Origin of the sequence: Nocardia sp. NPDC004151 (genome assembly GCF_042874235.1) — a bacterium.
Classification (GTDB): domain Bacteria; phylum Actinomycetota; class Actinomycetes; order Mycobacteriales; family Mycobacteriaceae; genus Nocardia.
In genome coordinates, this window is sequence record NZ_JBIAMR010000002.1 from 612,035 (window position 1) to 636,918 (window position 24,884).

Annotated in this window: 32 protein-coding genes; 17 read left to right on the top strand and 15 right to left on the bottom strand. The window is 68.0% G+C overall.

All coding sequences use genetic code 11. The annotated features are described in order from the left end of the window. Positions 1 to 165 precede the first annotated feature (165 nt). Genes ACFYTS_RS06475 through yaaA form a run of 3 tightly spaced genes read right to left on the bottom strand, consistent with a single transcriptional unit; the run spans position 166 to position 1,656 of the window. Positions 166 to 438 carry a hypothetical protein gene (locus ACFYTS_RS06475; protein ID WP_387301770.1) on the bottom strand — a complete coding sequence of 91 codons (273 nt, stop codon included), beginning with the start codon at positions 436 to 438 and terminating at the stop codon, positions 166 to 168. Positions 439 to 492: 54 nt separating this feature from the next. Then, a complete protein-coding gene (locus ACFYTS_RS06480) occupies positions 493 to 885 on the bottom strand; it encodes an ankyrin repeat domain-containing protein (protein WP_357281385.1) in 393 nt (130 codons plus the stop codon). A 24-nt stretch (positions 886 to 909) separates the two neighbouring features. After that, positions 910 to 1,656 (bottom strand): peroxide stress protein YaaA, encoded by a 747-nt coding sequence (gene yaaA / locus ACFYTS_RS06485; protein ID WP_387301772.1) that lies wholly within the window; start codon positions 1,654 to 1,656, stop codon positions 910 to 912. A gap of 58 nt (positions 1,657 to 1,714) precedes the next feature. Here yaaA and ACFYTS_RS06490 point away from each other — a divergent pair, with 58 nt between their 5' ends. After that, the gene (locus tag ACFYTS_RS06490) at positions 1,715 to 3,472 is read left to right on the top strand and encodes a proline--tRNA ligase (protein ID WP_387301774.1); all 1,758 of its coding nucleotides are present in this window, start codon (positions 1,715 to 1,717) and stop codon (positions 3,470 to 3,472) included. A 51-nt stretch (positions 3,473 to 3,523) separates the two neighbouring features. Here ACFYTS_RS06490 and ACFYTS_RS06495 read toward each other — a convergent pair whose 3' ends face one another. The 3 genes from ACFYTS_RS06495 to ACFYTS_RS06505 form a co-directional block, all read right to left on the bottom strand. Continuing rightward, positions 3,524 to 3,811: a hypothetical protein gene (locus ACFYTS_RS06495; RefSeq protein WP_357281377.1), complete on the bottom strand. Its 288-nt coding sequence runs from the start codon at positions 3,809 to 3,811 to the stop codon at positions 3,524 to 3,526. A gap of 286 nt (positions 3,812 to 4,097) precedes the next feature. Continuing rightward, on the bottom strand, positions 4,098 to 4,751 hold the full coding sequence (locus ACFYTS_RS06500) for a Uma2 family endonuclease (protein ID WP_387301776.1): 654 nt from the start codon (positions 4,749 to 4,751) through the stop codon (positions 4,098 to 4,100). A gap of 131 nt (positions 4,752 to 4,882) precedes the next feature. After that, positions 4,883 to 6,136, bottom strand: coding sequence for an NADH:flavin oxidoreductase/NADH oxidase family protein (locus ACFYTS_RS06505; RefSeq protein ID WP_387301778.1), 1,254 nt, complete (start codon positions 6,134 to 6,136; stop codon positions 4,883 to 4,885). A gap of 63 nt (positions 6,137 to 6,199) precedes the next feature. Here ACFYTS_RS06505 and ACFYTS_RS06510 point away from each other — a divergent pair, with 63 nt between their 5' ends. The 3 genes from ACFYTS_RS06510 to ACFYTS_RS06520 all read left to right on the top strand — a co-directional run bounded on the left by ACFYTS_RS06510 (position 6,200) and on the right by ACFYTS_RS06520 (position 8,437). Then, complete coding sequence (locus tag ACFYTS_RS06510) at positions 6,200 to 6,802, top strand: TetR/AcrR family transcriptional regulator (RefSeq protein WP_387301780.1); 603 nt, start codon at positions 6,200 to 6,202, stop codon at positions 6,800 to 6,802. 25 nt (positions 6,803 to 6,827) lie between these two features. Then, the gene (locus ACFYTS_RS06515; RefSeq protein ID WP_387301782.1) at positions 6,828 to 7,511 is read left to right on the top strand and encodes a type 1 glutamine amidotransferase domain-containing protein; all 684 of its coding nucleotides are present in this window, start codon (positions 6,828 to 6,830) and stop codon (positions 7,509 to 7,511) included. A 191-nt stretch (positions 7,512 to 7,702) separates the two neighbouring features. Beyond that, positions 7,703 to 8,437, top strand: a complete 735-nt coding sequence (locus ACFYTS_RS06520) for an alpha/beta hydrolase (RefSeq protein ID WP_387301784.1) — start codon at positions 7,703 to 7,705, stop codon at positions 8,435 to 8,437. A 45-nt stretch (positions 8,438 to 8,482) separates the two neighbouring features. Here ACFYTS_RS06520 and sigJ read toward each other — a convergent pair whose 3' ends face one another. Further along, on the bottom strand, positions 8,483 to 9,379 hold the full coding sequence (gene sigJ / locus ACFYTS_RS06525) for an RNA polymerase sigma factor SigJ (protein ID WP_357281361.1): 897 nt from the start codon (positions 9,377 to 9,379) through the stop codon (positions 8,483 to 8,485). A 170-nt stretch (positions 9,380 to 9,549) separates the two neighbouring features. On the opposite strand from sigJ, the gene ACFYTS_RS06530 reads away from it, so the two are divergent. The 4 genes from ACFYTS_RS06530 to ACFYTS_RS06545 all read left to right on the top strand — a co-directional run bounded on the left by ACFYTS_RS06530 (position 9,550) and on the right by ACFYTS_RS06545 (position 11,962). Further along, positions 9,550 to 10,131: an NADPH-dependent FMN reductase gene (locus ACFYTS_RS06530; protein ID WP_387301786.1), complete on the top strand. Its 582-nt coding sequence runs from the start codon at positions 9,550 to 9,552 to the stop codon at positions 10,129 to 10,131. 9 nt (positions 10,132 to 10,140) lie between these two features. Beyond that, the gene (locus tag ACFYTS_RS06535) at positions 10,141 to 10,605 is read left to right on the top strand and encodes a YybH family protein (RefSeq protein ID WP_387301788.1); all 465 of its coding nucleotides are present in this window, start codon (positions 10,141 to 10,143) and stop codon (positions 10,603 to 10,605) included. Positions 10,606 to 10,706: 101 nt separating this feature from the next. Further along, positions 10,707 to 11,261 carry a dihydrofolate reductase family protein gene (locus ACFYTS_RS06540; RefSeq protein WP_387301790.1) on the top strand — a complete coding sequence of 185 codons (555 nt, stop codon included), beginning with the start codon at positions 10,707 to 10,709 and terminating at the stop codon, positions 11,259 to 11,261. An 8-nt stretch (positions 11,262 to 11,269) separates the two neighbouring features. After that, entirely contained in the window at positions 11,270 to 11,962 is a 693-nt protein-coding gene (locus tag ACFYTS_RS06545; RefSeq protein WP_387301792.1) for an IMP cyclohydrolase, read from the top strand. On the opposite strand, the gene ACFYTS_RS06550 is transcribed toward ACFYTS_RS06545, so the two are convergent. Continuing rightward, the gene (locus ACFYTS_RS06550) at positions 11,943 to 12,122 is read right to left on the bottom strand and encodes a hypothetical protein (RefSeq protein WP_357281349.1); all 180 of its coding nucleotides are present in this window, start codon (positions 12,120 to 12,122) and stop codon (positions 11,943 to 11,945) included. The two genes, ACFYTS_RS06545 and ACFYTS_RS06550, sit on opposite strands and share 20 nt — an antisense overlap. A 475-nt stretch (positions 12,123 to 12,597) precedes the next feature. Here ACFYTS_RS06550 and ACFYTS_RS06555 point away from each other — a divergent pair, with 475 nt between their 5' ends. The 5 genes from ACFYTS_RS06555 to ACFYTS_RS06575 all read left to right on the top strand — a co-directional run bounded on the left by ACFYTS_RS06555 (position 12,598) and on the right by ACFYTS_RS06575 (position 16,764). Continuing rightward, the gene (locus ACFYTS_RS06555) at positions 12,598 to 14,049 is read left to right on the top strand and encodes an amidase (protein WP_387301794.1); all 1,452 of its coding nucleotides are present in this window, start codon (positions 12,598 to 12,600) and stop codon (positions 14,047 to 14,049) included. 81 nt (positions 14,050 to 14,130) lie between these two features. Continuing rightward, the gene (locus ACFYTS_RS06560) at positions 14,131 to 15,036 is read left to right on the top strand and encodes a virginiamycin B lyase (protein ID WP_387301796.1); all 906 of its coding nucleotides are present in this window, start codon (positions 14,131 to 14,133) and stop codon (positions 15,034 to 15,036) included. A 54-nt stretch (positions 15,037 to 15,090) separates the two neighbouring features. Beyond that, entirely contained in the window at positions 15,091 to 15,369 is a 279-nt protein-coding gene (locus ACFYTS_RS06565; protein WP_387301798.1) for a hypothetical protein, read from the top strand. Positions 15,370 to 15,596: 227 nt separating this feature from the next. Further along, a complete protein-coding gene (locus tag ACFYTS_RS06570; protein WP_387301800.1) occupies positions 15,597 to 15,800 on the top strand; it encodes a zinc transporter Slc39a7 in 204 nt (67 codons plus the stop codon). Positions 15,801 to 15,957: 157 nt separating this feature from the next. Next, entirely contained in the window at positions 15,958 to 16,764 is an 807-nt protein-coding gene (locus ACFYTS_RS06575) for an LLM class flavin-dependent oxidoreductase (RefSeq protein ID WP_357281336.1), read from the top strand. A 41-nt stretch (positions 16,765 to 16,805) separates the two neighbouring features. Here the strand turns inward: ACFYTS_RS06575 and ACFYTS_RS06580 are convergent, their stop codons facing one another. Next, positions 16,806 to 17,462 carry an SDR family oxidoreductase gene (locus ACFYTS_RS06580; RefSeq protein WP_387301802.1) on the bottom strand — a complete coding sequence of 219 codons (657 nt, stop codon included), beginning with the start codon at positions 17,460 to 17,462 and terminating at the stop codon, positions 16,806 to 16,808. 79 nt (positions 17,463 to 17,541) lie between these two features. Here ACFYTS_RS06580 and ACFYTS_RS06585 point away from each other — a divergent pair, with 79 nt between their 5' ends. Further along, the gene (locus ACFYTS_RS06585; protein WP_387301804.1) at positions 17,542 to 18,444 is read left to right on the top strand and encodes a LysR family transcriptional regulator; all 903 of its coding nucleotides are present in this window, start codon (positions 17,542 to 17,544) and stop codon (positions 18,442 to 18,444) included. A gap of 46 nt (positions 18,445 to 18,490) precedes the next feature. On the opposite strand, the gene ACFYTS_RS06590 is transcribed toward ACFYTS_RS06585, so the two are convergent. After that, positions 18,491 to 18,985 (bottom strand): hypothetical protein, encoded by a 495-nt coding sequence (locus ACFYTS_RS06590; protein ID WP_387301806.1) that lies wholly within the window; start codon positions 18,983 to 18,985, stop codon positions 18,491 to 18,493. Between the two features lie 124 nt (positions 18,986 to 19,109). Here ACFYTS_RS06590 and ACFYTS_RS06595 point away from each other — a divergent pair, with 124 nt between their 5' ends. Continuing rightward, positions 19,110 to 19,622 (top strand): hypothetical protein, encoded by a 513-nt coding sequence (locus ACFYTS_RS06595; RefSeq protein ID WP_387301808.1) that lies wholly within the window; start codon positions 19,110 to 19,112, stop codon positions 19,620 to 19,622. 27 nt (positions 19,623 to 19,649) lie between these two features. On the opposite strand, the gene ACFYTS_RS06600 is transcribed toward ACFYTS_RS06595, so the two are convergent. Together ACFYTS_RS06600 and ACFYTS_RS06605 are read right to left on the bottom strand one after the other, a co-directional pair. Further along, entirely contained in the window at positions 19,650 to 20,084 is a 435-nt protein-coding gene (locus ACFYTS_RS06600; protein ID WP_357281323.1) for a VOC family protein, read from the bottom strand. A gap of 239 nt (positions 20,085 to 20,323) precedes the next feature. Continuing rightward, a complete protein-coding gene (locus ACFYTS_RS06605; protein ID WP_387301810.1) occupies positions 20,324 to 20,560 on the bottom strand; it encodes a hypothetical protein in 237 nt (78 codons plus the stop codon). A 318-nt stretch (positions 20,561 to 20,878) separates the two neighbouring features. Between ACFYTS_RS06605 and ACFYTS_RS06610 the strand changes: the two genes are divergently transcribed. Continuing rightward, on the top strand, positions 20,879 to 21,784 hold the full coding sequence (locus ACFYTS_RS06610) for a helix-turn-helix domain-containing protein (RefSeq protein WP_387301812.1): 906 nt from the start codon (positions 20,879 to 20,881) through the stop codon (positions 21,782 to 21,784). Next, positions 21,781 to 21,972, top strand: a complete 192-nt coding sequence (locus ACFYTS_RS06615) for a DUF397 domain-containing protein (protein ID WP_357281317.1) — start codon at positions 21,781 to 21,783, stop codon at positions 21,970 to 21,972. Before ACFYTS_RS06610 ends, ACFYTS_RS06615 begins: the two co-directional genes overlap by 4 nt. 68 nt (positions 21,973 to 22,040) lie before the next feature. Here the strand turns inward: ACFYTS_RS06615 and ACFYTS_RS06620 are convergent, their stop codons facing one another. The 3 genes from ACFYTS_RS06620 to ACFYTS_RS06630 all read right to left on the bottom strand — a co-directional run bounded on the left by ACFYTS_RS06620 (position 22,041) and on the right by ACFYTS_RS06630 (position 24,705). Continuing rightward, the gene (locus ACFYTS_RS06620; protein WP_357281314.1) at positions 22,041 to 23,504 is read right to left on the bottom strand and encodes a three-helix bundle dimerization domain-containing protein; all 1,464 of its coding nucleotides are present in this window, start codon (positions 23,502 to 23,504) and stop codon (positions 22,041 to 22,043) included. Between the two features lie 176 nt (positions 23,505 to 23,680). Beyond that, positions 23,681 to 24,115 (bottom strand): ferritin-like domain-containing protein, encoded by a 435-nt coding sequence (locus ACFYTS_RS06625; protein WP_387301815.1) that lies wholly within the window; start codon positions 24,113 to 24,115, stop codon positions 23,681 to 23,683. Beyond that, positions 24,112 to 24,705, bottom strand: a complete 594-nt coding sequence (locus tag ACFYTS_RS06630; RefSeq protein WP_357281309.1) for a hypothetical protein — start codon at positions 24,703 to 24,705, stop codon at positions 24,112 to 24,114. Before ACFYTS_RS06630 ends, ACFYTS_RS06625 begins: the two co-directional genes overlap by 4 nt. Positions 24,706 to 24,884 lie beyond the last annotated feature (179 nt).

Sequence of the window (24,884 nt, forward strand, 5' to 3'; positions counted from 1 at the left end):
ACCTCCCAGCTCGGCTCACATTCCCCTCTGTGGACGCCACCACCCACCCGAATTCATCGGCGCTCCGCAGAACCCGGACATCCGGCTCGTCGCACACCCCCGTCGGCATCGGGCTCAACCGGCGTCGAGAGATGGGTTGGTGGATCTTGGCCGGGTGGATCCAGCTCAGCCGCTTCGTAGGTCCACGATTGTTTCGGTGATGCCAGCGGCGTTCTCATCACCGAAGGCCTTGCTCATCTCGTAGAAGAACGCGGCGAGCAGGGCCAGGAAGACGAGCAGGCCGATCAGCATGCCGAGTGCTACCGCCAGGACGTCACCGATCCTCGAGGGTGTATCGGCCGCGTCGTCGGCCTCGGGTGGTTCGGCGGATTGTTCGAAATCAGTTCTGCCGCTTCGTATCACCGGATCGATGTTATCGGCAGGGCATGCCGGGATCACCCCGTCGAAACTGTGGGGATGTGGTGTCGATCCGGTGGGCTCGGGGCGTCGAACTCAGGCGTCGAACAGCTTCAGGTATTTGGTCTGGCCGAACATTTCGGCGGCGTCGCGGGCGGACGGGCTGCCCGCGTCCGGGTCGGCTCCGGCGGCGAGGAGGGCGTTCACGATCTCGTCGGAGCCCTTGAAAACGGCTCCGGAGAGCGGGGTTTGGCCCTTGTCGTTGCCGAAGTTGGGGTCGGCTTCGCGGTCGAGGAGGGCGGTGACCGCGTCGGGGTGGGAGTAGTAGGCGGCGAGCATGAGCAGGGTGTCGCCATTGTCGTTGGTGAGGTTCACCGGGACGCCGGCGTCGAGGTAGGCGGCCAGGGTGGCGGCGTCGCCGGTGCGGGCGAGGTCGAAGATCTTGCTCGCGAGTTCGAGGACCTCGGGGGAGAGCTCGTTGGGTTCCACCCGGCCACTCTATCGAGGCCCGGATCAGTTGGTGATGATGAGCAGCTCGGTCGGGGACGCGATCTCGGTGCGCAGCCCGGCCTTCTCGGCGACCTTGGCCAGGGCGTCGATGGTGGACGGCTCGGTGCGGGTCAGCACCAGGGCGCGGGCCAGCAGGCCCTTGTGGTGTTTGTTGAAGTGGCTCACGACGGTTCGGGAGCCGTCGGGGCGTTCGGTGAGGACGGTCGCGGTGACCGCGCCGGGGATGCGGCCCAGGTTCTGGTAGGTGCCCGAGCGCAGGTCCACGACCAGCTGTCCGGCCGCCTCGGCGCGCAACGCCCCCGGCAGCACCGGCTTCCACAGCGATGGCAGCGTCGGCAGTCCCGGCAGTTTGGAGCCGCCCGAGAGCCGGTAGGCGGGGATCGGGTCGCCCGCCCGCACCACGCCGAACAGTGCCGAGCCGATGCCGAGGCGGGCTTCGGCCTTGGCGCGCTGCGCCTTCGTGAAGCCCGCGGCGTCCAGCGCGTCGTAGAGGACGCCGGTGTACCGGTCCAGGGCCGGGCGGGTGGCGGAGGTGCGCAGGGCGGCATTGCGGGCGATCTCCGCGTCAGCCCCCTTGCCGAGCCCGAGCGCGGCCCGGGAGGCGTCGGTGTCGGCGGCCAATCCGATCACCTCGGTGACCAGTTTGTCGCGCACCGCCGTGAGCTGCGGCATCGCGAGGGAATCCAGGTCCAGGGGACCGCCCGAACCACCGTCGGACTTGGTTTCTGAGGGAGGCAGCAGCACCAGCACGAGCCAACACGGTAATGCCTTGGGAACTGTTCGCTAGCAGCGGCTACTGTGTTCATCCGTGATCACCCGCCTCTCCCACCTGTTCCTGCGCACCCTGCGCGACGATCCCGCCGACGCCGAGGTGCCCAGCCACAAGCTGCTGGTGCGTGCCGGATACGTGCGTCGCATCGCGCCCGGCGTCTACTCGTGGCTGCCGCTCGGCCTGCGCACGCTGCGCAAGGTCGAGGACGTGGTCCGGGCGGAGATGAACGCCATCGGCGCGCAGGAGATCTCACTGCCGGCTCTGCTGCCGCGCGAGCCGTACGAGACCACCAACCGCTGGACCGAGTACGGCGACGGCCTGTTCCGGCTCAAGGACCGCAAGGGTCAGGACTACCTGCTCGGCCCCACCCACGAGGAGCTGTTCGCGCTCACCGTGAAGGGTGAGTACAACTCGTACAAGGATCTGCCGGTCACGCTGTACCAGATCCAGACCAAGTACCGCGACGAAGGCCGTCCGCGCGCGGGCATCCTGCGTGGCCGCGAGTTCGTCATGAAGGACTCGTACTCCTTCGACCTCGACGAGGACGGGCTGAAGAACAGCTATAACGCCCACCGCGAGGCCTACCAGAAGATCTTCGACCGCCTCGGCGTGAAGTACGTGATCGTGGCCGCCACCTCCGGCGCCATGGGCGGTTCGGCGTCGGAGGAGTTCCTGGCCGACAGCCCGGTCGGTGAGGACACCTACGTCATCTGCCGCGAGTCCGGGTACGCCGCGAACGTGGAGGCCGTGGTCACCGCCGCGCCGCCCGCGATCGCCATCGAGGGCCAGGCCGGCGCGGTCGTCCACGACACCCCCGACACCCCGACCATCGCCACCCTGGTGGACTGGGCCAACGGCGCGGGCATCGACAAGGTGCTGGGCCGCGAGGTCACCGCCGCCGACACCCTCAAGAACGTCATGGTCAAGCTGGTCTACCCCGACGGCAAGACCGAGCTGCTCGGCATCGGCGTCCCCGGTGACCGTGAGGTCGACGAGAAGCGTCTCGAGGCGTCGGTCGAGCCCGCCGCCGTCGAACTGCTCGACGAGGCCGACTTCAAGGCCAACCCCTTCCTGGTGAAGGGCTACATCGGCCCGAAGGCCCTGCTCGACAACGGCATCCGCTACCTGGTCGACCCCCGCGTGGTGGCAGGCACCAGCTGGATCACCGGCGCCGACGAGCCCGGCAAGCATTATGTCGGCCTGGTCGCCGGTCGTGACTTCATCGCCGACGGCACCATCGAGGCCGCCGAGGTTCGTGACGGCGACCCGTCGCCCGACGGCCGCGGCGTGCTCGAGGCCGCCCGTGGCATCGAGATCGGCCACATCTTCCAGCTGGGCCAGAAGTACACCGACGCCTTCCAGGTGGACGTCCTGGGCGAGAACGGCAAGCCGGTCCGCCTCACCATGGGCTCCTACGGTGTCGGCGTCTCCCGCATGGTCGCGGTGCTCGCCGAGCAGAAGCACGATGACAAGGGCCTGCGCTGGCCCCGCGAGGTCGCCCCGTTCGACGTCCACGTCGTCATCGCCAACAAGGACGACGCCGCCCGCGCGGGCGCCGAACAGGTTGCCGCCGAACTGGATTCCCTCGGCTTCGAGGTCCTCCTCGACGACCGCACCGCGTCTCCCGGCGTGAAGTTCAAGGACGCCGAGCTCCTCGGCATGCCCTACATCGTCGTGGTCGGCCGAGGCTGGGCCGAAGGCAAGATCGAACTCCGCGACCGCTTCGCCGGCACCGCCGAGGAACTCCCCGCCGACTCCGCCGTCGCGACGGTGGCGGCGAAGATCCGCGGCTGACCCAACCAACTCGAGTGGCGCATCACCTCCCGGTGATGCGCCACTTTTGTGTCACCCCTGCCCGCGCGTCGTGTCCCCGCGCAGTGCCGACACCGAGATGACCACCAGCATGGCGGGCAGCAGGAACAATTGGAGAATCACCAGGTAGGTCCCGGAGTGGTAGAAGAATGCGAGATACACTCCATATCCGGCGCACAGGCTGCCGCAGGCCGCGTTGGCCAGCCGCCACCACCAGTCCAGCCGCGGCGGGATCACCAGGATCCACAGGACGATCCCGCTCACCAGTAGTAGTACGACGTACCACGAAAACAGCGGGTGCACACCGAAATCCAGATTCACGAACGTCCTCCCCCGGTCGACAGTGGGCCCCATTGTCGACGCGAACCCCAAGGCGGGCAACGGAATAAGATCGCCACGAACGCCCGCCCCGCTCTACGCACTCCCGATAGCGTCAGGTTCGATCCCGAATCCCTGAAGGGGGCCCGATGCGGCGCAAACTCGGAGACGCGGCCTGGGTACTGCTGGGCGCGATCCTCGGCCTCCTGATCGCCCTGGTCGCCGCCATCCTGGTCCTGCGCGTCATGGCCGAGGGCTCAGCCGACATGAACGGCATGGCCCCACCGGATCAGAATCCGATGTCGTCCCAAGCGATGTGGATGGGGAATGGGTGGTCGAAGGCGATGACAGCCGACGCGCCGGAATTCCACTCGCCCGCGACGATGTAGTTGGCGGGCCGCGGCGAATAAACCCCTTCCGGCAGGCTCGCGTGCCCGGTCTCGAGGCCGTAGACGCGAATGGTGGAGATCCGCCGCGGGTCCCGGCCGAGTATGACTTCCCAGTACCAGGGGATGCCCGCTCCCGCGTATCGCGCCTTCTTCGCCTCGATGTCGCGTTCTGTGTTCGACGGTGACAGCACCTCACCGGCAATGAGCACGGCGGTCGCGCGGATGTCCTGGTAGTCCTGCTCGGGGCACCGATAGACGAGGAAATCCGGCGTGACGAAATCGGACTTCCCGGTCGCGCCGAAGAAGATGTTCGTCTCGGTCGAGGCCCGCCAGCAGTGCTGAGGCTGTGCCGCCATGGATTCCCGGGCGCATCGTCGCAGCGCATTGCGCAGTTCCACCGAATAGTCCTGATGCTCGGCCGGGCCCCTGCGGACCCACACCACGCGGCCCTCCCACAACTCGATCTGCCCGGCGATCTCATCGGGCAGCTTCTCGAGTTCCTCCCACGTCATGAACTGTGGAAGGTCGGGTCGCTCGACGGGCGGGGTCGGCATATCGGCCATGCTACCGAGGCCCGGCCCCGATCCAACGCGTCGCTCGCCGCTCGTCATGAACCCCCCTGATGGCCACTGTCATACGAGGATTCGGTGCTGTGCGGGTCGCCGGATGGCCGCGTTGGCGCGGGTCAGTGCGCCGAATTCGCCAGGGCGGCACGGGTGGTGAGCCAGGTGCGGTAGCGGCGGAGGGCTCGGCGTTGGAGGGCGGTTTCCTGGAGGAGGGCGAGGGTGGGGTTGAGGGTGGGGCGGGTGGGGCGGCCTGCGCCGAGGCGGCGGAGTTGCCGGCGGACACGGGCCATGGAGGCGGCGGAGGCTATGGCTTTGTTCTTCATGCGGACGGGGGTGAGTTCGACGGCGGCTTCGGGTTCGTGGCGCCAGGTGGTGGGGAGGTCGGGGTCGACGGCGAGGGCGGTGCCCATGCCGACCAGGTCGACGCCGCCCGCCAGGACTTCCTCGGCCACTCGTCGCCGGACGATGCCGCCGGTGAGCATGAGGGGGAGTGGGCTGGTGGTGGCGAGTTCGGCGGCGAGGGTGAGGAAGTAGGCCTCGCGGGCTCGGGTGCGGTCGTCGCCGGCCTGGCCGGTCATGGCGGGCGCCTCGTAGCTGCCGCCGGAGAGTTCGACGACGTCGACGCCGAGGGGAGCCAGCATGGCGATCACGGCGGCCGCGTCGTCGGCGTCGAAGCCGCCGCGCTGGAAGTCGGCGGAGTTGAGTTTGACGGCGACGGCGAACTCGGGAGCGACCGTGGCCCGGACCGCGCGCACGATGTCGAGGAGCAGCCGGGCCCGGTTCTGCAGGCTGCCGCCCCACTGATCGGTGCGCCGGTTGGCCAACGGCGAGAGGAACTGCGACAGCAGGTAGCCGTGCGCGGCATGGATTTCGACGCCGTCGAACCCGGCTTCGGCTGCGCGGCGGGCGGTTTCGGCGAATCGCCGCACCGTTTCCGCGATCTGCGCCGCGCTCATCGCGACCGGCTCGGCGAACATCTTGCTGGTCTTGCCGGTATCGACCCGGACCGCGGAAGGGGCCCACGCGACGCCGGGCATATCCGCCCGCACCTGCCGCCCCGGGTGATTGATCTGCATCCACACCCGCGCCCCGCCGCTCTTGGCCGCGGTGGCCCACTGCCGGAACGGTTCCAGCGGCGAATCCTGGTCGAGGACGACGCCGCCCGGCCCGGTGAGGGCGTCCGCGTGCACCATGACGTTGCCGGTGATGATCAGCCCGACGCCGCCGCGGCTCCAGCGCCGGTACAGCTCGAACAGGGCGTGGTCGGGCAGTTGCCCGGCGGCGGCCATGTTCTCTTCCATCGCGGCCTTGACCAGCCGGTTCGGCAGCGTGACGCCGTTGGGTAGCGTGAACGGATCGAAGACCGGTGTCATCAGCTTTCTCCTGAACGCGGTATGTTTACATTGCTAACATGAGGCTAGGAGGGAGTGTAAGCAGTGTCAACATCAGTGAAGAGTGGCTACCATCACGGCGACCTGCGTGCCTCGCTGCTGGCGGCGGCGATGCGCGGCCTCGAGGCCGGTGAACCGTTCTCGCTGCGGGCCCTGGCCCGCGAGCTGGGCGTCTCGCCGACCGCCCCCTACCGGCACTTCGCCGACCGCGAAACCCTGGAATCCGCGTTGGCCGCCCAAGGTCTGCGCGACCTGAAGGCCGACCTGACCCAGGGCCGCCAGCTCCCGGAATCACGCGCCGACCTCGCCGAACTCGCGGTCGTCTACGTCGAGTTCGCCCTGCGCCGCCCCGCCCTGTTCCGCCTGATGTTCGGCACCGCCTGCGACGCGGGCAGTGAGGAGCGGGTCGCGGCGGCGGAGGAGATCCACGATCTCCTGCGTCTCGCGATGGCCTGCGTCTTCCCGGACGGCGGCTCGGACGCGCTGTCCTCGGCGGGCTGGGCGCTGGCCCACGGGCTGGCGTTCCTGCACCTGGACGGCAAGCTCCCGGCGGAGTCGAGCCGAGAGGTGGCCGATCACGTGCGGGCCGCGTTCGCCGCCGTCCTCTCCCTGCCCGCCGTCGGGAGCCCCTCCCGTGTAACCGAATAGTCCACGACCAGAAGGAGTTTCGAGCATGTCCAAGCGCATCTTGAATGTCGTGACCAATGTCGGCCATTACGACGATCCGTCCCATCCGACCGGCCTGTGGCTGTCCGAACTCACTCACGCCTGGCACGTCTTCGAGCAGCACGGCTTCGATCAGACCCTGGTCAGCCCCGCGGGCGGGCCGTCCCCACTGGAACCGCGGTCGCTGAAGTTCCCCAACTACGACCGCACCGCGAAGGCGTGGCGCGCCGACCCGGCCCGGATGACCCTGCTGGAGAACACCGCCGCCCCCGGCGAGATCGATTCGGCCGACTACGACGCCATCTACTTCACCGGCGGCCACGCGGTCATGTACGACTTCCCCGACAGCGAAGGCCTGCAACGCATCACCCGCGAGATCTTCGAACGCGGCGGCATCGTCGCCTCGGTCTGCCACGGCTACTGCGGCCTGCTCAACACCCGGCTCTCCGACGGCTCCTACCTGGTGGCGGGTCGCAAACTCACCGGATTCGCCTGGCAGGAGGAGGTTCTCGCGCGCGTCGACGAGCTGGTGCCCTACAACGCGGAGGAGGAGATGAAGAAGCGGGGCGCCCGCTACGAGAAGGCCATGCTGCCGTTCGTCTCCTACGCCGTTGTCGACGGCAATCTGGTGACCGGCCAGAATCCCGGGTCGGCGAAGGCGACGGCGAAGAAGGTCGCCGCCCTGCTCTGACCGCCTCGGAGTCCTCGGGAAAACCCTTTGCACGACCCGGGCGACCATTGCTACGTTTCCGGGGACCGTGCCGGAGGACGAGGAGGTGATACCCGTGAACGCAGTATCGACATGGGTGCTCCCCTCCGGAGTCATGGTCGGGCGATAGGTCGTCCGGGAGCGCCGTTCTGTGCACTCCGAAAGGCACGACCATGCAGTTCATTTCCGAAAAGCGTCTCGACGACACCATCCTCGAGCGTGAATTCACTCTCGGCGATATCCCCGGCATCCTGTGGACGCCCACGACCGTCGCCGCCCCGACTCCGCTGATCCTGGTCGGCCATTCCGCCGCCGGGCTGCCGACGATGTACCCGCGATTGCTGGGCAGGGCCCGATCCGCCGTGGCGGCGGGCTACGCGGCGGCCGCCCTCGAACTCCCTGGCAGTGGTGTGCGGCCCCGTTCCGCCGGCGTCGATCAGGCTCGCGCCGATCTGCAGCGGGCGCTGCGGTCCGGTGAGCCGGTCACCGACGACATCGTCGATCGGCTGGTCCTCCCGCTGGTCGATCAGGCGGTCCCGGAATGGCAGGCCGCCCTGGACGCCCTGCTGGACCTGCCCGAGATCGGCGGCCCGGTCGGGTATTCGGGCGGGGTGATCTCGATCGGCACCCGCCTGGCGATGGTCGAGCCGCGCATCGCGGCCGCGGTCCTGTTCGCCGGGAGTTTCGTGCCCCGGGCCATCCTGGAGGAGGCTCGGCAGGTCACCATTCCGCTGCACGTCCTGCTGCAGTGGGACGACGAGGGGAACGACCGGCAGATGGCCTTGGACCTGTTCGACGCCTTCGGTTCGAAGGAGAAGACGTTGAACGCGAATATGGGCGGTCACACCGGTGTCCCGCAGCATGCGGGCGAAGCGGCGAACCGCTTCTTCGACCGGCATCTGAAGTAGAGGATGGTCGCCGGGCCGACACCAGCGGTCCGGCCCGGCGACGTCTCAGGCGTGCCCGGATGTCCAGGGCCGCAGCTTCTCCGGATTCCGGATCACCCAGATGCGGGTGATCCGCCCGTCGGCGATGTCGAAGGCGTAGACCGAGACGACGGCGCCGTCGAGCTCGGCGACCAGACCGGGCTGTCCGTTGACGGTCCGTTCGATCAGCGTCATCGGGAGCCCGCGTGCGGCGATCTCCATCCAGGCCTGGGCGATCCGTTCGCGCCCGATGATCGGCTCGAGGAACGCGAGCACGCGACCGCCGCCGTCCGCCGTGGCGGTCGCGCGCGGGTCGAGCAGCCCGATGAGCGCTTCGATATCCTGTGTCTCCCAAGCCCGTTTGAAGTCCCGGACCACGTCGGCGCGTTCGCTGCTGGACGGCGCGCGGGAGGTGTCGATGCGGCGTCGGGCACTGGAGGCGAGCTGGCGGCAGGCGGCGGGGGAGCGGCCGACGATATCGGCGACCTCGGCGAACGAGTACCGGAACACGTCGTGCAGTACGAAGGCGACCCGTTCGGCGGGCGTCATGGAGTCCAGGACGACGAGAAACGCCATGCTGATCGACTCGTCGAGCGTGACCCGGTCGGCGGGATCGGCGGGCGAGAGCCCGTCCAGCCAGTCGGTCCGGCCGGGCAGCGGCTCCGGAATCCATTCGCCGACATACCGTTCCCGCCGGGCGCGCGCCGACCCGAGCAGGTCGAGGCAGATCCGGCTGGCGACGGTGGTCATCCACGCCCCGGGCGTCTCGATCTGCTGCCGCTGGGGTTCGGTCAGCGCGTACCAGCGCGCGTAGGTCTCCTGCACCACGTCCTCCGCCTCGGCCAGCGACCCGAGCAGCCGGTAGGCGAGGTTGATCAGCTGACGGCGTTCGTTCATCACCGCGGGCAGCTGCGGGTCGGTCATGGTCGGCTCCTTCGGTCTGCGTGCCATTACCGATACCGACGATGCGGCGACAAAGAATGTGAGCGACGCGAAGCGTCTCGGTCAGGGGCGACGGGCGGGCGGGGCCTGACATTCCGCACGGCTGCTTCGTCGGTAAGGCAAGCAACGTTCAGTAGAGCAGGAGTTCGGTCATGACCAGAATCGGCATCATCCTCGGCAGTACCCGGCCCAACCGCAAAGGCTCGCAGATCGCCCGCTGGGTCCGGGACCAGGCCGCGACGCGCGGCGACGCCGACTACGACCTCATCGACCTGCGTGAGCACCCCCTCCCGCACTTCGACGAGCCCGTCCCGCCGATGTTCGGCCCTTCCGCGAACGAGCCCACCCGCGCATGGGCCGAACGCATCGCCGCCTGCGACGGGTTCGTGATCGTGACCCCCGAGTACAACGGCGGATACCCCGGGGTCGTGAAGAACGCCCTGGACCACCTGTTCGCGGAATGGAACAACAAGGCGGTCGGATTCGTCTCGTACGGCGTCAACGGCGGCGCCCGCGCCGTGGTGCAGCTGCGCGCCGTGTGCAGCACCCTCGGTATGGCGGATGTCGGCTACCAGGTGGGGATCTCGGTCCTCACCGACTTCGAGAACCACACCACCTTCGTCCCGTCCGCCGCCCATACCGCCGCCCTCGGCAAAACCCTCGACCAGCTCATCGCCTGGACCGGCGCCCTCGCATCCTTGCGGTCAACCGACCCCACCCTCGTCAACTCCTAGGAGCGAATCATGAACGCACCCACCAACGTTCAGTCCGACCACACCGCCTCCGAAGCAGCCGCGATCCGCGCGCAGATCGACGGCGTGATGAAGGCCCTGCACGCCAGGGACCTCGAATCCATCCGCCACGCCTACACCCCCGACGTCATCTCCTTCGACGTCGAACCCCCACTCCAGCACGTCGGCATCGAAGCCAAACTCGCGAACTGGTCAAAGGTCTTCCAGTTCTTCGACACCGTGAACTACGAACTCCGCGACCTGACCCTCACCATCGGCGCCGACGTCGCCTACGGCCACGCCTTCGCCCGCCTCTCCGGCACAACGAATTCCGGCGACCGAATCCCCGGCATGTGGGTCCGCGTCACCTACGGCCTCCGCAAACTCGGCAACACCTGGCTCATCGCCCACGACCAGGTCTCCGTCCCCTACGACGTCACCACCGGCACCAGCGCCATCGACCTCCAACCCGAGTGATTCCACCTGCTGTGTATCCCGGGCCATGGCCTCAGGTGCGATGATGGCCGGGATACGCAGCGCACCGATGAGTTTCGAGTGTCGAGGAGGTCTACTCAGCTATGAGGAAACTGAGCTATGGCATCAGCGTGTCCCTGGACGGGTACATCAACGATCGCGACGGCAATATCGACTGGACCGATCCGGATGAGGAACTCCATCAGTTCCACAACGATCGGTACCGCGAGATCGACATTTCCCTGCACGGTCGTCGCCTCTATGAATTGATGGCGGACTTCTGGCCCCACGTCCCCGCGGACGAAGGGCCGATCATGCGCGAGTTCGGGGAGCTCTGGACCGCCAAGCCCAAGTACGTGTTCTCCCGCACCCTCACCGAGGTCGAGTGGAACAGCACTTTGGTCAGTGAGAACGCGGTCGACGTGGTCCGCAGGCTCAAGTCCGAGGGCGACGGCGTCATGGAGGTCGGCGGCGCGAACCTGGCCGCCTCCCTCATCCCCCACGACCTCATCGACGAGTATCAACTCTTCGTAGCGCCCATCATCCTCGGCGGCGGCACCCCCATGTTCCCCGAGCTGGACAAACGCATCCCTCTCCGCCTGGTCGAGACCCGACCCTTCAACACCGTCCTGATGCAGCGCTACGTCGTCGACCGATAGGGAGTGCGATGCCGATCGATATCCGGGAGTTCATGCGCCGAAACCCGTACCCGGGGAGGGTGATCGGCTTCCGATCCGACGGGCGGGGGCGTCTGGAGGGGCTCGTCGTGCTGACCGGCCGCAGCCGGGCGTCCAAGGCTCGGGTGCTCGATCCCACCCGGGACGGCGATGTCGCGCTGCGGGCACGCTCCACCGAGGACGGCCCGCACGACGAGTTGCGGCATTACCCGGCGGTGATCGCCGACCACCACGGGATCGTCATCGCGAACGGCGACCATTCGGTCCCGCTGCACGGCGCGTTGTCAGCCGCCGAGCTCGACTCCCGAATCGCCGCAATCCGATACGAGCCCGACCCGCCGATCAACACACCCCGGATATCGGTCGCCCTCGAACTCCACACCCAGCGGATCGTCGCGTCGATCAACGCGGCGGCCACCACCGACCGTGATGCGCCGACGCTGAACGTTCGCCTCGATGTTCAGGCGGGGGACGTGAACGACTGGATCATGTTCTCCACCTACCGGTCCGACGGCGTCACCATCGAGCCGAACCACCACTTCACCCCGGTCGCGTTCACCACGCCCGATCCCCTCGTCGAGGCATGGGACGCCGTCGACCCGCGCTATCGGGTCGCCGCGGCGGGGATCACCTTCGACAACGGCGTCGCGGTCGCGAGGGAGGTCAGCGGCCGCGTCGGCTGAGGACGCCGGAGAGCCAGCCGACGCCGAAGGTCACCAGGAGGACCAGCCACATGGGGGAGCGAATGGTGAGCAGCAGGAATTCGATGTCGACGCGATGCCGGTTCTCGGCGATGAACACCAGGGCCAGGATGGCCAGAGCGATGGCGAACCATTGCTTCATCGAAATACGGGAGAGCATTGATGGCTTGGTGTTTTCGGCCATGACCGGCCTCCTGATGGGGTTGTCGCGCGTCCGGGCTCGCCCTCGCGTCAGTGGCCAATAGGTGACTTCGGTGCAACGCGGTGTGCAGCGGCGATCCTGCCGGGGCAGGGTCCAGGAAACTCTCGGCTATCTATTTGTCGGTTCAGCGTAGCCGCTCGCGGACTTTTTACGCATGTATTTCCCGGATCGATCCGGCGACTGACGGCCCGCACCCGCGGATGGAGGGGCCGCCGGGTCCGGCTGTGACATCTATCCCGTTGTGCCGAAAGGCACTTCATGGCTCGGCCCCATGTATTCGGCCCGGCCGACGCCGTGACCTGGGATATGGCAGAACGAATCCGACAGTTCGCGCCGAAGGACACCCGTTCGGCATTTCTCGTTTGCGAGAACTGGCATTTTATGGCTGTTGTGGCAGGCCAATAGCGTCGTATTCATGCAATGGAATCTTCGATCGGCGGAAGAACTCGCGGCCGCTTTGCGGGTCGGCGCGGTGACCTCGGTGGAACTGACCGACGAGGCGATCGCCGCCATCGAGCGTGACGACGAGGCGATCAACGCGATCTGTGTACCCGACTTCGATCGTGCGCGGGCCGCCGCACGCCACGCCGACGAGGCGCGCGCCCGCGGCGAGGATCGGCCGCTGCTCGGCATCCCGGTGACGGTCAAGGAGTCCTACGACATGGCGGGGCTGCCCACGACCTGGGGCATCCCGCAGCACGCGAACCATGTTCCGACCGAGGACGCGGTCCAGGTGTCGCGGTTGAAGGCCGCCGGCGCGGTCCTGCTCGGTAAGACGAATGTGCCGCTGATGCTGCGAGATATCCAGACTTTCAACGACATCTACGGCACCACCAACAATCCGTGGGATCACAGCCGCACGTCGGGTGGGTCGTCCGGCGGTTCGGCGGCGGCCCTGGCGTCCGGATTCGGCGCGCTGTCCATCGGCTCCGACCTCGCCGGTTCGCTGCGCACCCCCGCGCATTTCTGTGGCATCTACGCGCACAAGCCGTCGCTGGGACTGGCGCCGACCCGCGGCATGGTCGCGCCGCCCGCGCCGGCCCTGCCGATCGACCTCGACCTCGCTGTCGTCGGTCCGATGGCCCGTACCGCCCGCGACCTCACGCTCCTGCTCGACGTGATGGCCGGACCGGACCCGCTGACCCACGGCATCGCCTACGACCTCGCCCTGCCGCCGGCGCGTCACGAGCGGATGGCCGACTTCCGGGTCCTGATTCTCGAGGACCACCCGCTCATTCCCACCGGATCGGCGGTGCGGGCGGGCGTGAACCGGGTCGCCGAGGCGCTCGCCGACGCGGGCGCCCGCGTCGAACGGCACAGTCTGCTGCTGCCCGACCCGACCGAGGCGGCGACGGTCTACCTGCAGCTCATGTTGTCGAACGCCGCCGCGAATCTGCCCGTCGACGTGTACGAACAGCTGCGGACCCGTGCCGCCACCCTGGGCGCGGACGACCGGAGTCTCGATGCCGCGCGGGTGCGCGGCATGGTGCTCAGCCACCGCGAGTGGGTCGAGACGAACAACCGGCGCGAACTCCACCGCCACGCCTGGCGTCGATTCTTCGCCGAGTTCGATGCCGTGGTCTGCCCCATCACGCCGACTCCCGCCTTCCCGCACAACCACACCGGCGGTTTGGAGAACCGGCACATCGACATCGACGGCGTCGAGTACCCGTACTTCGACCAGCTCGTCTGGGCCGGTATGGCCACGATGCCCGGCCTGCCCGCCACCGCCATCCCGACGGGCCGGTCCCCCGAGGGCCTGCCGGTGGGAGTGCAGCTCATCGGCCCGACGTTCGAGGACCGCACCCCGCTACGACTGGCCGAACTGCTCGAGGAGAAGATCGGCGGCTTCCAGGCGCCGTACTGAGCGCACCGGATCAGCCTGCGGCCGGACCACCTGCTGCCATCGAACACGCTGTCGCCCAGCACGATTTGTGAGGAGCCTCCTTTGACCCGGGTAACCATCGAAGAGCACACGGTGGCCGACCGCGCGGCCGGACCGTACGCCATCACGACCGGACCGGACGGCGCATTATGGTTCACCCTGGTCCACGACGGCCGGATCGGCCGACTCGTCCCCGGCGAGCAGCCGACGACCCACCCGCTGGACCCCGGCTGTGGGCCGACCATCATCACGCCCGGACCTGACGGCGCATTGTGGTTCACCGAATACAAGGCAGACCGGATCGGGCGAATCACCACCGATGGCGTCATCGATGAGTTCGGCCTGCCCACACCAGGCTCCGGTCCCTTCGGCATAGCGGCGGGACCCGATGGCGCGCTGTGGTTCACCGAGACCGCCGCCGGCCGCATCGGCCGCATCACCGTCGACGGCCGAATCACCGAGTTCCAACTCCCCGTCACGGGAGCCTTCCCGTCCGCGATCACCGCCGGCGGCGACGGCGGAATGTGGTTCACCCTCAACCAGGCCGACGCCATCGGCCGGATCGGCATGGACGGGTCGATCACCCTGCACCGGTTGCCGACCGAGGCGGCCGCGCCGGTGGGGATCGCAGCGGGCCGCGACGGTGCGCTGTGGTTCGTCGAGATCGCCGCCGGTCAGATCGGACGGCTCACCCCCGACGGGCAGATCACCGAGTTTCCGCTCCCGGACCGCACCGCCCGGCCGCACGCGATCACCGTCGACGGTGACGGCACGGTCTGGTTCACGGAATGGGCAGGCAATCGCGTCGGCACGATCGCCCCCGACGGTCGCCTCACCGTCCACGATCTGCCCACTCCCCACTGCGAACCGCACGGCATCGCTCCCGGGCCGGACGGCGCCGTATGGACCGCGTTGGAAATCGGCGCACTCGCCCGCATCGCCCCTGTCGAGCGGCCGTGGTCGCCGTGAGTTCCGCACCGTGACAGCGGTCTACTGTCGGCGGCTGTCCTTATGGTTGGGCGTATGACCGACATCGGACCCCTAGCCGCCTCCACCCGGGCCACCTTCGGCGCGCCGGGTGTGCACGCGGTCGTCCGGCGGGGGCGCACCGTGCACGCCGTCAGTCTCGGCCAATGGGTCGCGGGCGAGGAGGTCCCGGAACTGTTGTGCCACACCGGTATCGCCGGATGGGACCCGACCGCGCTGGAACCGACCCGCGCGGATGTCACCTGCGCGAGGTGTCTGCGCCGCCTAGGCGGTCCCGCGCCGTCGCGGCAGATCCCGTTGTTCGGTGAGGGCTGATGGTGTGGTGTTTTCGGCCCGGTTGTCGACCGTATGGGCGGATCCGCCGTCGCCGAACCCAATATAAAACCATTTGGTCCGGTTCGGAGTGTGAGAACCTCCGCGGTCGGATGCGCGGGTGCGACTCGCGTGCACCCGCCGACCACTGGCATCCCGGATATCACGGCGGCGTACTGGTAAGCATGCATTGCCGTAGAGCCCACTCGATACAGAAAAGGACCCGGGATATGTCCGACGAACACGCTCACGTCGAGCCCCATACCCACTCGCACAGTCACGGCGCCCTCACCCATACCCACGCCCACAGCACGCACGACCATGACCACAGCGAACACGAACACACCCATACCCATGAGGATGGGACCGTGCATTCGCATCCCCATGTGCATCAGAGCGATCTCCTCGACGACCACTCGCACACCCACGACTGAGCCGAAGCGCAAGAAGCCGGAATTCCAAGAAGCCGGAATTCATAGCGTCACCACTTCGGGCGCGAAGCCTCCTCGCCCGCAGCTGAATCCGGGGCGATGAATTTCGGTGGGATACGACGTCGAATCCTGTGGGCATACCTACTGACAGGAGTTCGAGATGACGAGGCCGTTTCGATTCGGGGTTGTGGCGCCGCTCAGGAGTGATGTGGCGCGGTGGCGGGAGCAGGCGCGCCGGGTGGCGGGACACGGGTACTCGACGTTGCTGATGCCGGACTTTCCGCAGCTGCAGCCGGCGCCCGCGCCGATGCTGGCCACGGTCGCCGCGGAGACCGACTTGCGGGTCGGGACTTGGGTTTACGCGTCGCCGCTGCGGCCCGCGTGGTTGACGGCGTGGGAGGCGCATTCGCTGTCGATGGTGACCGAGGGGCGCTTCGAGATGGGGATCGGCGTGGGCAGGCCGGGCATCGTGGAGGAGTTGGCGGGGAAGGGCGTCGATGGGGTGCCGCCGCCCGGGCAGCGGCTGGGGGAGATGCGCGAGGCCGTGCGGATGCTGCGGGAATGGGATGGGCCCGAGCGGCATACGCCCGTGGCGATGGCTGTGTTCGGTCCGAAGGCTCGGGCATTGGCGGCGGAGATGGCGGATACCGTCACCTTGGCGCTGGGCGATCAGCCTCGGGCGGAGGTCGAGAAGCTGGCGCAGGAGTTTCGCACCAGCGACGGACCCGAGCTCGCGCTGGCCGTGCCGGTGGTCGGCGATACGGTCGCGCCGCATATGGCCCCGCCCACCACCGACATCGCCGCGCTGCGTGCGGCCGACGCGATGACCGTGCTACCGGACGACCCGGCGGCCGCGATCGACGAGATCCAGCGGCGACGAGAGGAGATCGGATTCTCCTACTTCGTCTTCGGCGCGCACGTAGCGGACCGGTTCGCACCGGTCGTCGCCGCGCTCGCGGGTCGTTGACCGATACGCCGCCATCCTCGGCCCGCATGCCGCGCTGAGCCTCACACCAGTCGGCCGCCGCCGTCCACGTGCAGGGTGGTGCCGGTGAGGAACGGGTTGGTGAGGGCGAGGAGCGCGGCGGAGGCGATGTCGGCGGGGGTGCCGACGCGGCGGGCCGGGTTGCGGTCGGCGATGGTTCGGAAGAAGGCTTCCTTGCCGGGCCCGTCCCATGCGCCCGAATCGATGATGCCGGGGGAGATCGCGTTGACGCGCAGCGGCGCCAGTTCGACGGCGAGTGCCTCGGCGAGGGTGGCGGCGGCCGCGTTCGTGGTGGCCATGACGGTGCGGCCGGGTGCCGGTCGCCAGGCGGCGACGCCGGAGAACAGCAGCATCGCGCCGCCTTCGCGGAAGCGGGGCGCGAAGTGCTTGGCCAGCAGGATCGGGCCTATCACCTTGGCGTCGAAGGCGCGGTGCACGGCGTCGCGGTCCAGGTCGGTGACCGGGCCGTTGGCGTGGTCGGCGGCCAAGGACACCAGGTAGTCCAGTTCGCCGACGCGCTCGGCCAGGGCGCGGATAGTGTCCTCGTCGGTCAGGTCCAGCTCCGGTCGACCGACCGAAATCACCTGGGCTCCTTGGTGTGTCGCATCCTCGGCGATCCGGCGGGCGATGCCCGAGCCCGCGCCGACGATGACCATCTTCGTGTTCTGCAGTGTTGTCATGCCCGGTTCAGCAGCGCGCCGGACCCGAATCATCCCTTCGCGATCTGAATCTTTTCGATTGCTGCCATAGAATTCTCGAATGCCTACGCTGCGCTCGCTGGAATGTCTGATCGCGGTCCTGGATGCCGGGTCGATCACCGATGCCGCAGCGGCACTGCACATGTCCCAGCCGGCGCTGTCGCATCAACTCGTGGCGCTCGAACGGGAGATCGGCGCCCCGGTCGTCGAGCGGCTGCCGCGTGGGGTGCGGGCCACGGCGATCGGGCGGGCCATCGAATCCGATGCTCGCGCGGCCTTGACGGCCGCCGCCCGGGTCGTCGACAGCGGTCGATCGGTGGCCAGGGGAGAGGCCGGCCGATTGCGGCTGGCCTGCGCCGAAAGTCTCACCGCGAGCCTGCTCGCTCCGGTCCTGCGCACCTGGATCCGCCGCCACCCCGCGGTGCGCATCCACCTCACCGAGGCCGCCAGCGCCGACGACCTCGTCCACCATCTCGAATCCGGCGCCGCCGACCTGGCGTTCGGCCCGCGGCCCACCCGCTGGAACGGCGCGGAGGAACTCATCGGCTCCGAGGAGGTCATCGCGGTCCTGCCCGCCGACCACCCCCTGTGCGAGCGTGATCGCCTCACCTTCAACGACTTACGCCATCAACCCCTGGTCCACTATCACCCCGACAACGGCCTGTCCGACTGGCTGGACGCCGAGGCCGCCCGCCACGGCGTCGCGCTCGCCCCCGTCGTCCGCGTCCGCCAAGCCGCCACCGCCGCCCACCTGGCCGCCTCCGGCCTCGGCATCGCCCTGGTCCCCACCACCGCTGTCGCCACGTCCGCGCCCGGCACCCTCAAACACCTGGACCCGACGCTGTCCCGCGACCTCCTCTGCCTCATCGCCACCCCCGCCGACCCGCTGCTCCGCCGCTTCACCGCCGACATCCTCGAGCGCGGAATCCCCATCACCGCTTCGGTCAGAATGAAACTCGCCTGAGGGCGGCGAGGCGGTGCCGAGATCGTCGGCCCGGCCCGGGTGGCGATCAGGCGGATTCGTCCAGCAGGTGAGCGTTCCACACGGCCGCGGCTTGCTCGTGCGAGTCCACGCCCGCGTAGAACGCCGCGCCCAAGGTCTCGTAGTCCGGGTCGGTAAAACCGCTGGTCTCCAGGAATTTCGGTCGGTACACCGCAAAGCCTTGCGCTGTGTTGTGCGGCCGGTACGGGACCGCGATCCGGATCGACCGGCGCCGCGGGGCATATTCGACAGCGTCGATGATCAGCGCATCGGTCCGCCCTCTCGGCAGGTGCAGGAAGGCATCGACGACGAACGCGGCGCGCACCCGGCCCGGCCGCCCCTCCCGCAACCTCTCGCCCCCGACCCGGACGGCATCGGCGACATCGTCGAAAGCGAACCGCTCCAGACCTTCGGTTCCGTCGTCCTCGACACAGCCGAGCACCGGCGTCAACCCCTCGGAATCGGACACGCTCCAGATCGCGTGCGCCCCATGGAAACCCGCCGTCTCGGCAATCTCGTACACGACGGCAGAGCGTATCGTCGCGTGCCGACACTTCTCTGTCGGTGCGGATGGGATCGTGATGGGCGAGTACAGTCTCGTCCTGCTCGGCCGCGGTGGCTGTGTATGAAGGTATGACGGGGGAAGTGTGCGGACGAAGTTGATCGGCGTGATCGTCGCTGGTCTCGCGGTCGGGGTGGTCGGTGGTTGTTCGAAAACGGAGAGTGCGCCGGCGGGGATGTTCGATCCGTGCAAGGAGATCCGGAAGAGCGCGATTCGCAGCGCCGGATACGACCCGGAATCCAAGAAGGACGTTCCGACCATCGGCGACTATTCGGTGAAGTGCAGGTTCACCTCGTACAGCGGCCATGAGAGCTTGTATCTTGAGCATCCCAGTGCCGCGGCTCCCATCCGGTCCTACGAGGGATACCTGGCCTCGGCCCAGTCCGCGGTCAACAGTCCGGGCGGGCAGGCGCCGACCGTCACCAAGATCAATGGTCGCGATGCGTATGTCGGGCCCCAGACCATCTTGGGGTGCACGGTCATCCTCCGCACCGCCACGGCCGTCATGAGCGTCGAGGTCTCCTACGCCGATGGGAACACCTGCGTCAGCGCGCAAAACGCCGCTACCGTCTTCGAACCGGCCATCGGCACCCGCTGACTTTGTCGCCGACGGCTGCCTACGCGGTCAGAGGAGTTCCTCGACCAGGCCGAGGATGATGTCGGCGGGGCCGCGGATGTAGCAGTAGCGGTAGATGTCTTCGTAGTGGGAGATCGTGCCGACCAGTTCGGCGCCGTGGGGGCGGAGGCGGGCGAGGACGTCGGCGACGCTGTCGACGACGAAGGTCAGGCGGGGGATGCCGGCGGTATTGACCGGGGCGTTCGGTGCCGGGCCGGTGGGTGGGGAGTGGAAGGTCGAGAGTTCGATGCGGCTGTGGCCGTCGGGGGTTCGGACGACGGCGATGTCGGCTTCGACGCCGGTCAAGCCGAGCAGCTCGTCGGCCCATCGGCCGCCGACACTGGCTTCGCCCTCCAATTCCAGGCCCAGCTCGACGAAGAACGCGATGGCGGCCTCGAGATCCTCGACCACGATGCCGACGTGATCCATGCGGTGAATCGTCATGATGTCCCCTCGGGTTCGTTGCGGCCCATTCTGGCCCGGGCCGGTCGGTTCACGCGCGCCCTGACGCACGGCGCGCTACCCAGATATTCCAGCCCGGGGATCGACCGCGAACCATGTCGCGGACGGCGGCCGCGTAGTGCTGTCGCGCGGCGCAGTCCTCGGCGCAGGGGCGGTGGCGGTCGAGACCGGCCTTCGCTTCGGTGAGAGTGGCGGGCGGTCGGTGCGGTGCGCGGTGGCGGTCAGTGGTCGCGCGGGGCATGGGGGTGGTCCGTTCGGTGGGTGGGGAACCGGATGACTTTCGCGGTGGAGTGCCGGCCGGGGGAGATACGGACGGTCTGGGTCGCCGCCAGCTTCCGTTCGCAGATCGCGGTGAGGCAGTCGCGGTGGAGGACAAGGGATTCCATCGCCTCGGTAGGCGTCATCGGCGGTTCGGCGTCTGGGACGTCGCAGCTTTCCAGACGGTCGTAGTCGTCCATGACGAATTCACCTCCCGGCGGATGAGGGGCGCGTTTCGCGGGCGGCGGTGGCGGCCGCGCGGCTTCTTTTCGTACCGACCGGAATTTCTCAAATCCTCGATGAGACAGATGATGAAGACTATCGCGCAGGTCACCGTCAAGAACATCAAAGCCCAAGCATCCCAAGGCATTGCGACTCCAAGTCTCTGAATGTCAACTCGCTGTGCGCATCTAGTCTTGCGCGTTTGGAACGCGCAGAATAGGCGCATCGCGAACACCGTTGGAAGCTCAATTTGTGCAGGCCCAAAAAGTGCCAACCCGAATAGCGAGGCTAACGAAATGAACGGATCTACGGTCTCCCGCAGGGCGTTCGGTAGATTTCTTCGCCAGATTCGTGAACAAGCAGGAAAGACCGCTCTGGCGGCGGGTTTGGAGATCGAGGTGTCGCGGCAGACGCTGCTACGGATGGAGGACGGCCTCGCAACCAAGATCGCGACATCCCAGCTCAGGGACCTACTGGCGTACTACGATGCGCCGGAAGAGATTAGAGTGCAGGCGCTCTCGCTCTGGGACGAGGTTCGGGAGCAGGCGAAGTCGGCACAGCAACAGGGCAATTCGAAAGGCTTCTGGCGACCTTATTCCGACCAGTATGAAGCCCACTTTCCGCACTATCTTCGACTCGAGACATCCGCCCGGCGGATCACGGTCCACCAAATGATCCTCGTGCCGGGTCTGCTGCAGACCGCCGACTACCGCAGAGGGGTGATCCGGATCGATGAACCGGACCTGTCGGCTGTCGATCTGGAACGCCGAATCGAGCTCACCGCCCGGCGGCAAGCCAGAATTGACGAAGATCGATTCCAGCTCGATGTCATTCTGTCGGAAGCGGTTCTGTGCTATCGGCCTGCAGGCCCGTCGGCCATGTCGGCACAACTGAGCTGGCTGGCGGAGGTGGGGAACCGCTCCAACGTCAGTATTCGGGTCGTCACCTTCGAGGTCGGCGCGCATCGAGGGTTGACCGCGCAGTCGTTCACGATGCTCGAATTTCCGAAGCTGCAGAACGGTTTTGTGGATCCGCCGGTCGTGTACGTCGAGGGTGCTCACGGCTTGGGCGGCGTTTATCACGAGCGGGAGGACGTGGTTCGCAAATATGGGCGGACCATCGTGGCCCTCCGCGAGGTAGCGTTGACTGAGCAGAAGACCAGGGACCTGGTAATGCGGTACGCGAAGGAGTATGCGGCGTGACGGGACCGGCAGTCGGCGCGTGGTACAAGTCGAGCAGATCCGAGCACGGGTCGGCGTGTGTAGAGGTCCGTCACGATCCGGACGCCACTCTCGTCCGCGATACGAAGGACAATGGTCGGGGACCGGTTCTGTCCTTCCCTGCCCCGATGTGGTCGAGCTTTATCGACAGCGGGATCTGGCGGCACTGACTACGAACTTCGAAAACGTCGAAGCCCCCGTCCGGAACTCTCCGGGCGGGGGCTTCGTGGTGTCGAAATCAGTTGTAGGACTTGGCGACCCCGTCGAGGAGGTGTTCGAGGGTGTCGTAGTCGGGAGGGCTGACCTGGTTCACCAGATTCGGGTCGACCGGGACCTGGTGGGCGGCGGTGGCTTTCGTGAACAGGTTCACGTCGGTCGGGCGGAAGCCGTGATCGGCGGCCAGGCGCTGCAGGTCGGGGTCGGTGGTGAGGAGTTTGCCGAGGCGGTCGCCCTTGTCGTTGAACGGGACGACGGTGTGCTGGGACATCACCGTGGGCTTGGGGTACATCAGCACCATGTCGGGCTTGAGCTGGTCGTGCACCGCGGCGTCGACGTACTGGGCCTCGTAGATCCAGGCCATCGGGACGGTGCCCATGCCATTGGCCAGGTAGTCCTTGAAGGGGCCGTCACTGGAGGACTCGGTGTATCCCTGGCGGGTGAACAGGCGCGAAACCCGTGACACCGCATAGTCTTCGGCCTTCGCGCCGCGCACGATGGTGTTGTCATTGGCCACGTAGGCGGTCACCGCCAGATACATGGCGGCCGAGTTGGAGGTGCGCGGGTCGGTGGTGGAGACCAGCACGTTCTTGGGCACCGAGTAGGTGGTGTTGCCGTCCAGCTGTGCCCACTGCACCCCCTTCTCGGCCAGTGACAGGTACTTTTCGACGTCGAAAGTCGTTGTCGCGCCAGGCTGTACGATCCCGGCCTGGTTCAGCAGGTCCGCGATCGGCTTGAAGGTGGCGATGGCCATGGGGGAGGAGAACGGCACGTACTTGCCGCTCACCCCGCGCTGCCGCTGGATCCGCTCGGCCGCTGCCGAGCTCGACGGGAACGCGAAGTCGTATTTCGCCAGATCCACCGACGTCGCGATCTGCCGCGACCCCGCGGGCTCGACGTCCACCGCGAGCCCGTGCCTGCGCAAGACGTCGACCACCTTCGGATCGTCGAAGAACGCCGACTTCTCCGACCCGACGATCCCGCGCACCGTGGTCGGCGCGGGCGCGGCGGTGCCGCCGTCGGACGGCGAATCCGATTGCTGCACAGCCAGAATCACGCCCAGCGCGGTGACCGCCGCCACGCCCGCCGCCGCGACCCCCAGCACCCGCTTGTTCTCGACCAGCCGGGCCGGAACGAACCGGCCGGCGACGGCCGCGAACACACTCGTGGTGTCCGCCGCATGGCCGTCGGGCGAAGTGCTCTCGCCATTCTCCGCGACCGGCTCGGACTTGCTCAGCTCGACCTGGCCCGCGCTGTTCTTGGAACGTTTGGGATCCAGCTCCCGACGCGCAATCCGTTCGACGAGAATCGGAACGAAATCCCGCACCGCATGCCCCTCGAACCGCTTGCGCACCGCACCCACCACGGCCTCGACCCGCTCCGGCGGATGCGCCTCGCCATAGTCGTCGACCAGGCGATTCGTCATCTCGCGTAGCGCCTTCTCCTCCCGCGCAGCCTTCTCTTCCCGCGCAGTGCCGACCGCCACGGTATCTCCCTCCAACCTCGCACCGAATGTCGTTGCACGGCAGGAAAAATGCGAAAAGAGCCGCGCCGCACAGACCCTATCGATCCAGGGTTGTGCCCGGTGATCGAGAACGGAAACGGAAGGTGCGGACGCGGCGAATTCCCGGTAACCCCGTGGACCGGTTTCCCGGTATCCGATCAGGCCTTACCGGGGAAGGGCACGGTCGCCGGGCTCGCACCCAGGATGGACTGCCAAGTGGCAAGGCGCACAGCGCATTCGGTGAGCGCCTCGATCCCGGTGCGGCGCACGCCGGGATCGGTGGCGCGTTCGACCACCGCCCGCCAGGAGGCCGCGGCGTCGGATTCCACGGTCATCGCCAGCTTCGCCGCCGGGATCGGATCGTTCACCGGGAACGGCGCGGTATAGGCGGCGGCCGGTTCGGGAACCGTCGCGCCGTCGGCGTTCAGCGCGTCGATGGTGGCGTCACGCCGGGCCCGGTGCGCCGCGGTGTACTCCGCCACCAGCTTGTCCCGGTCGTGGTTGGCGTAGGCGGCGATCACGCCGTAGGCGTAGACCGCCGCGTACTCGGCGCTCAGGGCATCGATGAGCGCCTGCTGATCGAGGGTGGTCATGCGAGAAGGACTCCTGCGTGGGTGCCGCAGCAGGCGCTGATCGAGGCCAGCAGCCCGGCGCGGTATCCGGAGAGGGAGGTGGACAGGTCGGCGGCCGAACGCTGCGAGGCGCTCAGCTGGGTGCGCAGCGCCGCCACCGAGGACGGGGTGTTGACGGCGATCGCGGTGGGCGGCGGGGTGCGGCGGCTGGGGGTGGTTCCGTCGCCGTAAACGCCGATGGCGCGGTCGATCTCGGTGCGCAGCGCCTGCGCGTGCGCGGTGCGCTGATCGGTGATGGTCTGGAGCGCGCCCGCGCGATCGGGGGTGGTCGCGATGGCCGCCTTGGCGGCGGCGGCGTCGGTGAGCGCCGCGGTCTCCTGCGCCAGCAGCGGATCCGGCGCGGCGGGCGGCTCGTTCTTCGTACACGCGGCCGACGCGCCCGCGGCGGCCGCCACCAGCAGGCCGCCCCCGGCCAGCCGCAGCGCGGAGCGCCGATTCACCGCGGCATCGGACCGGGGCGACGAGATCGGGGTGGGGGTGGAGCCGGTTCGGTCCGGCGGGACCGTGAGACCGACGACATCGGCCACGAGGCCGCTCTGACTGCTGGGCACGGATACATGGTGCCAGCCGTCGCGGACAGCTTGCTGCGCGAGGGCGGTCGGATAGGCTGTGATCAGCGACGACGGGCAACCGTCTTGGGCGCGTCGCTCTCGACGCGCCATCGGTACCGCACGGCCGACCATGCCGAACTCGGGCGGGTCGGCTGGTCCTTTACACTCTTTCCGCGCGT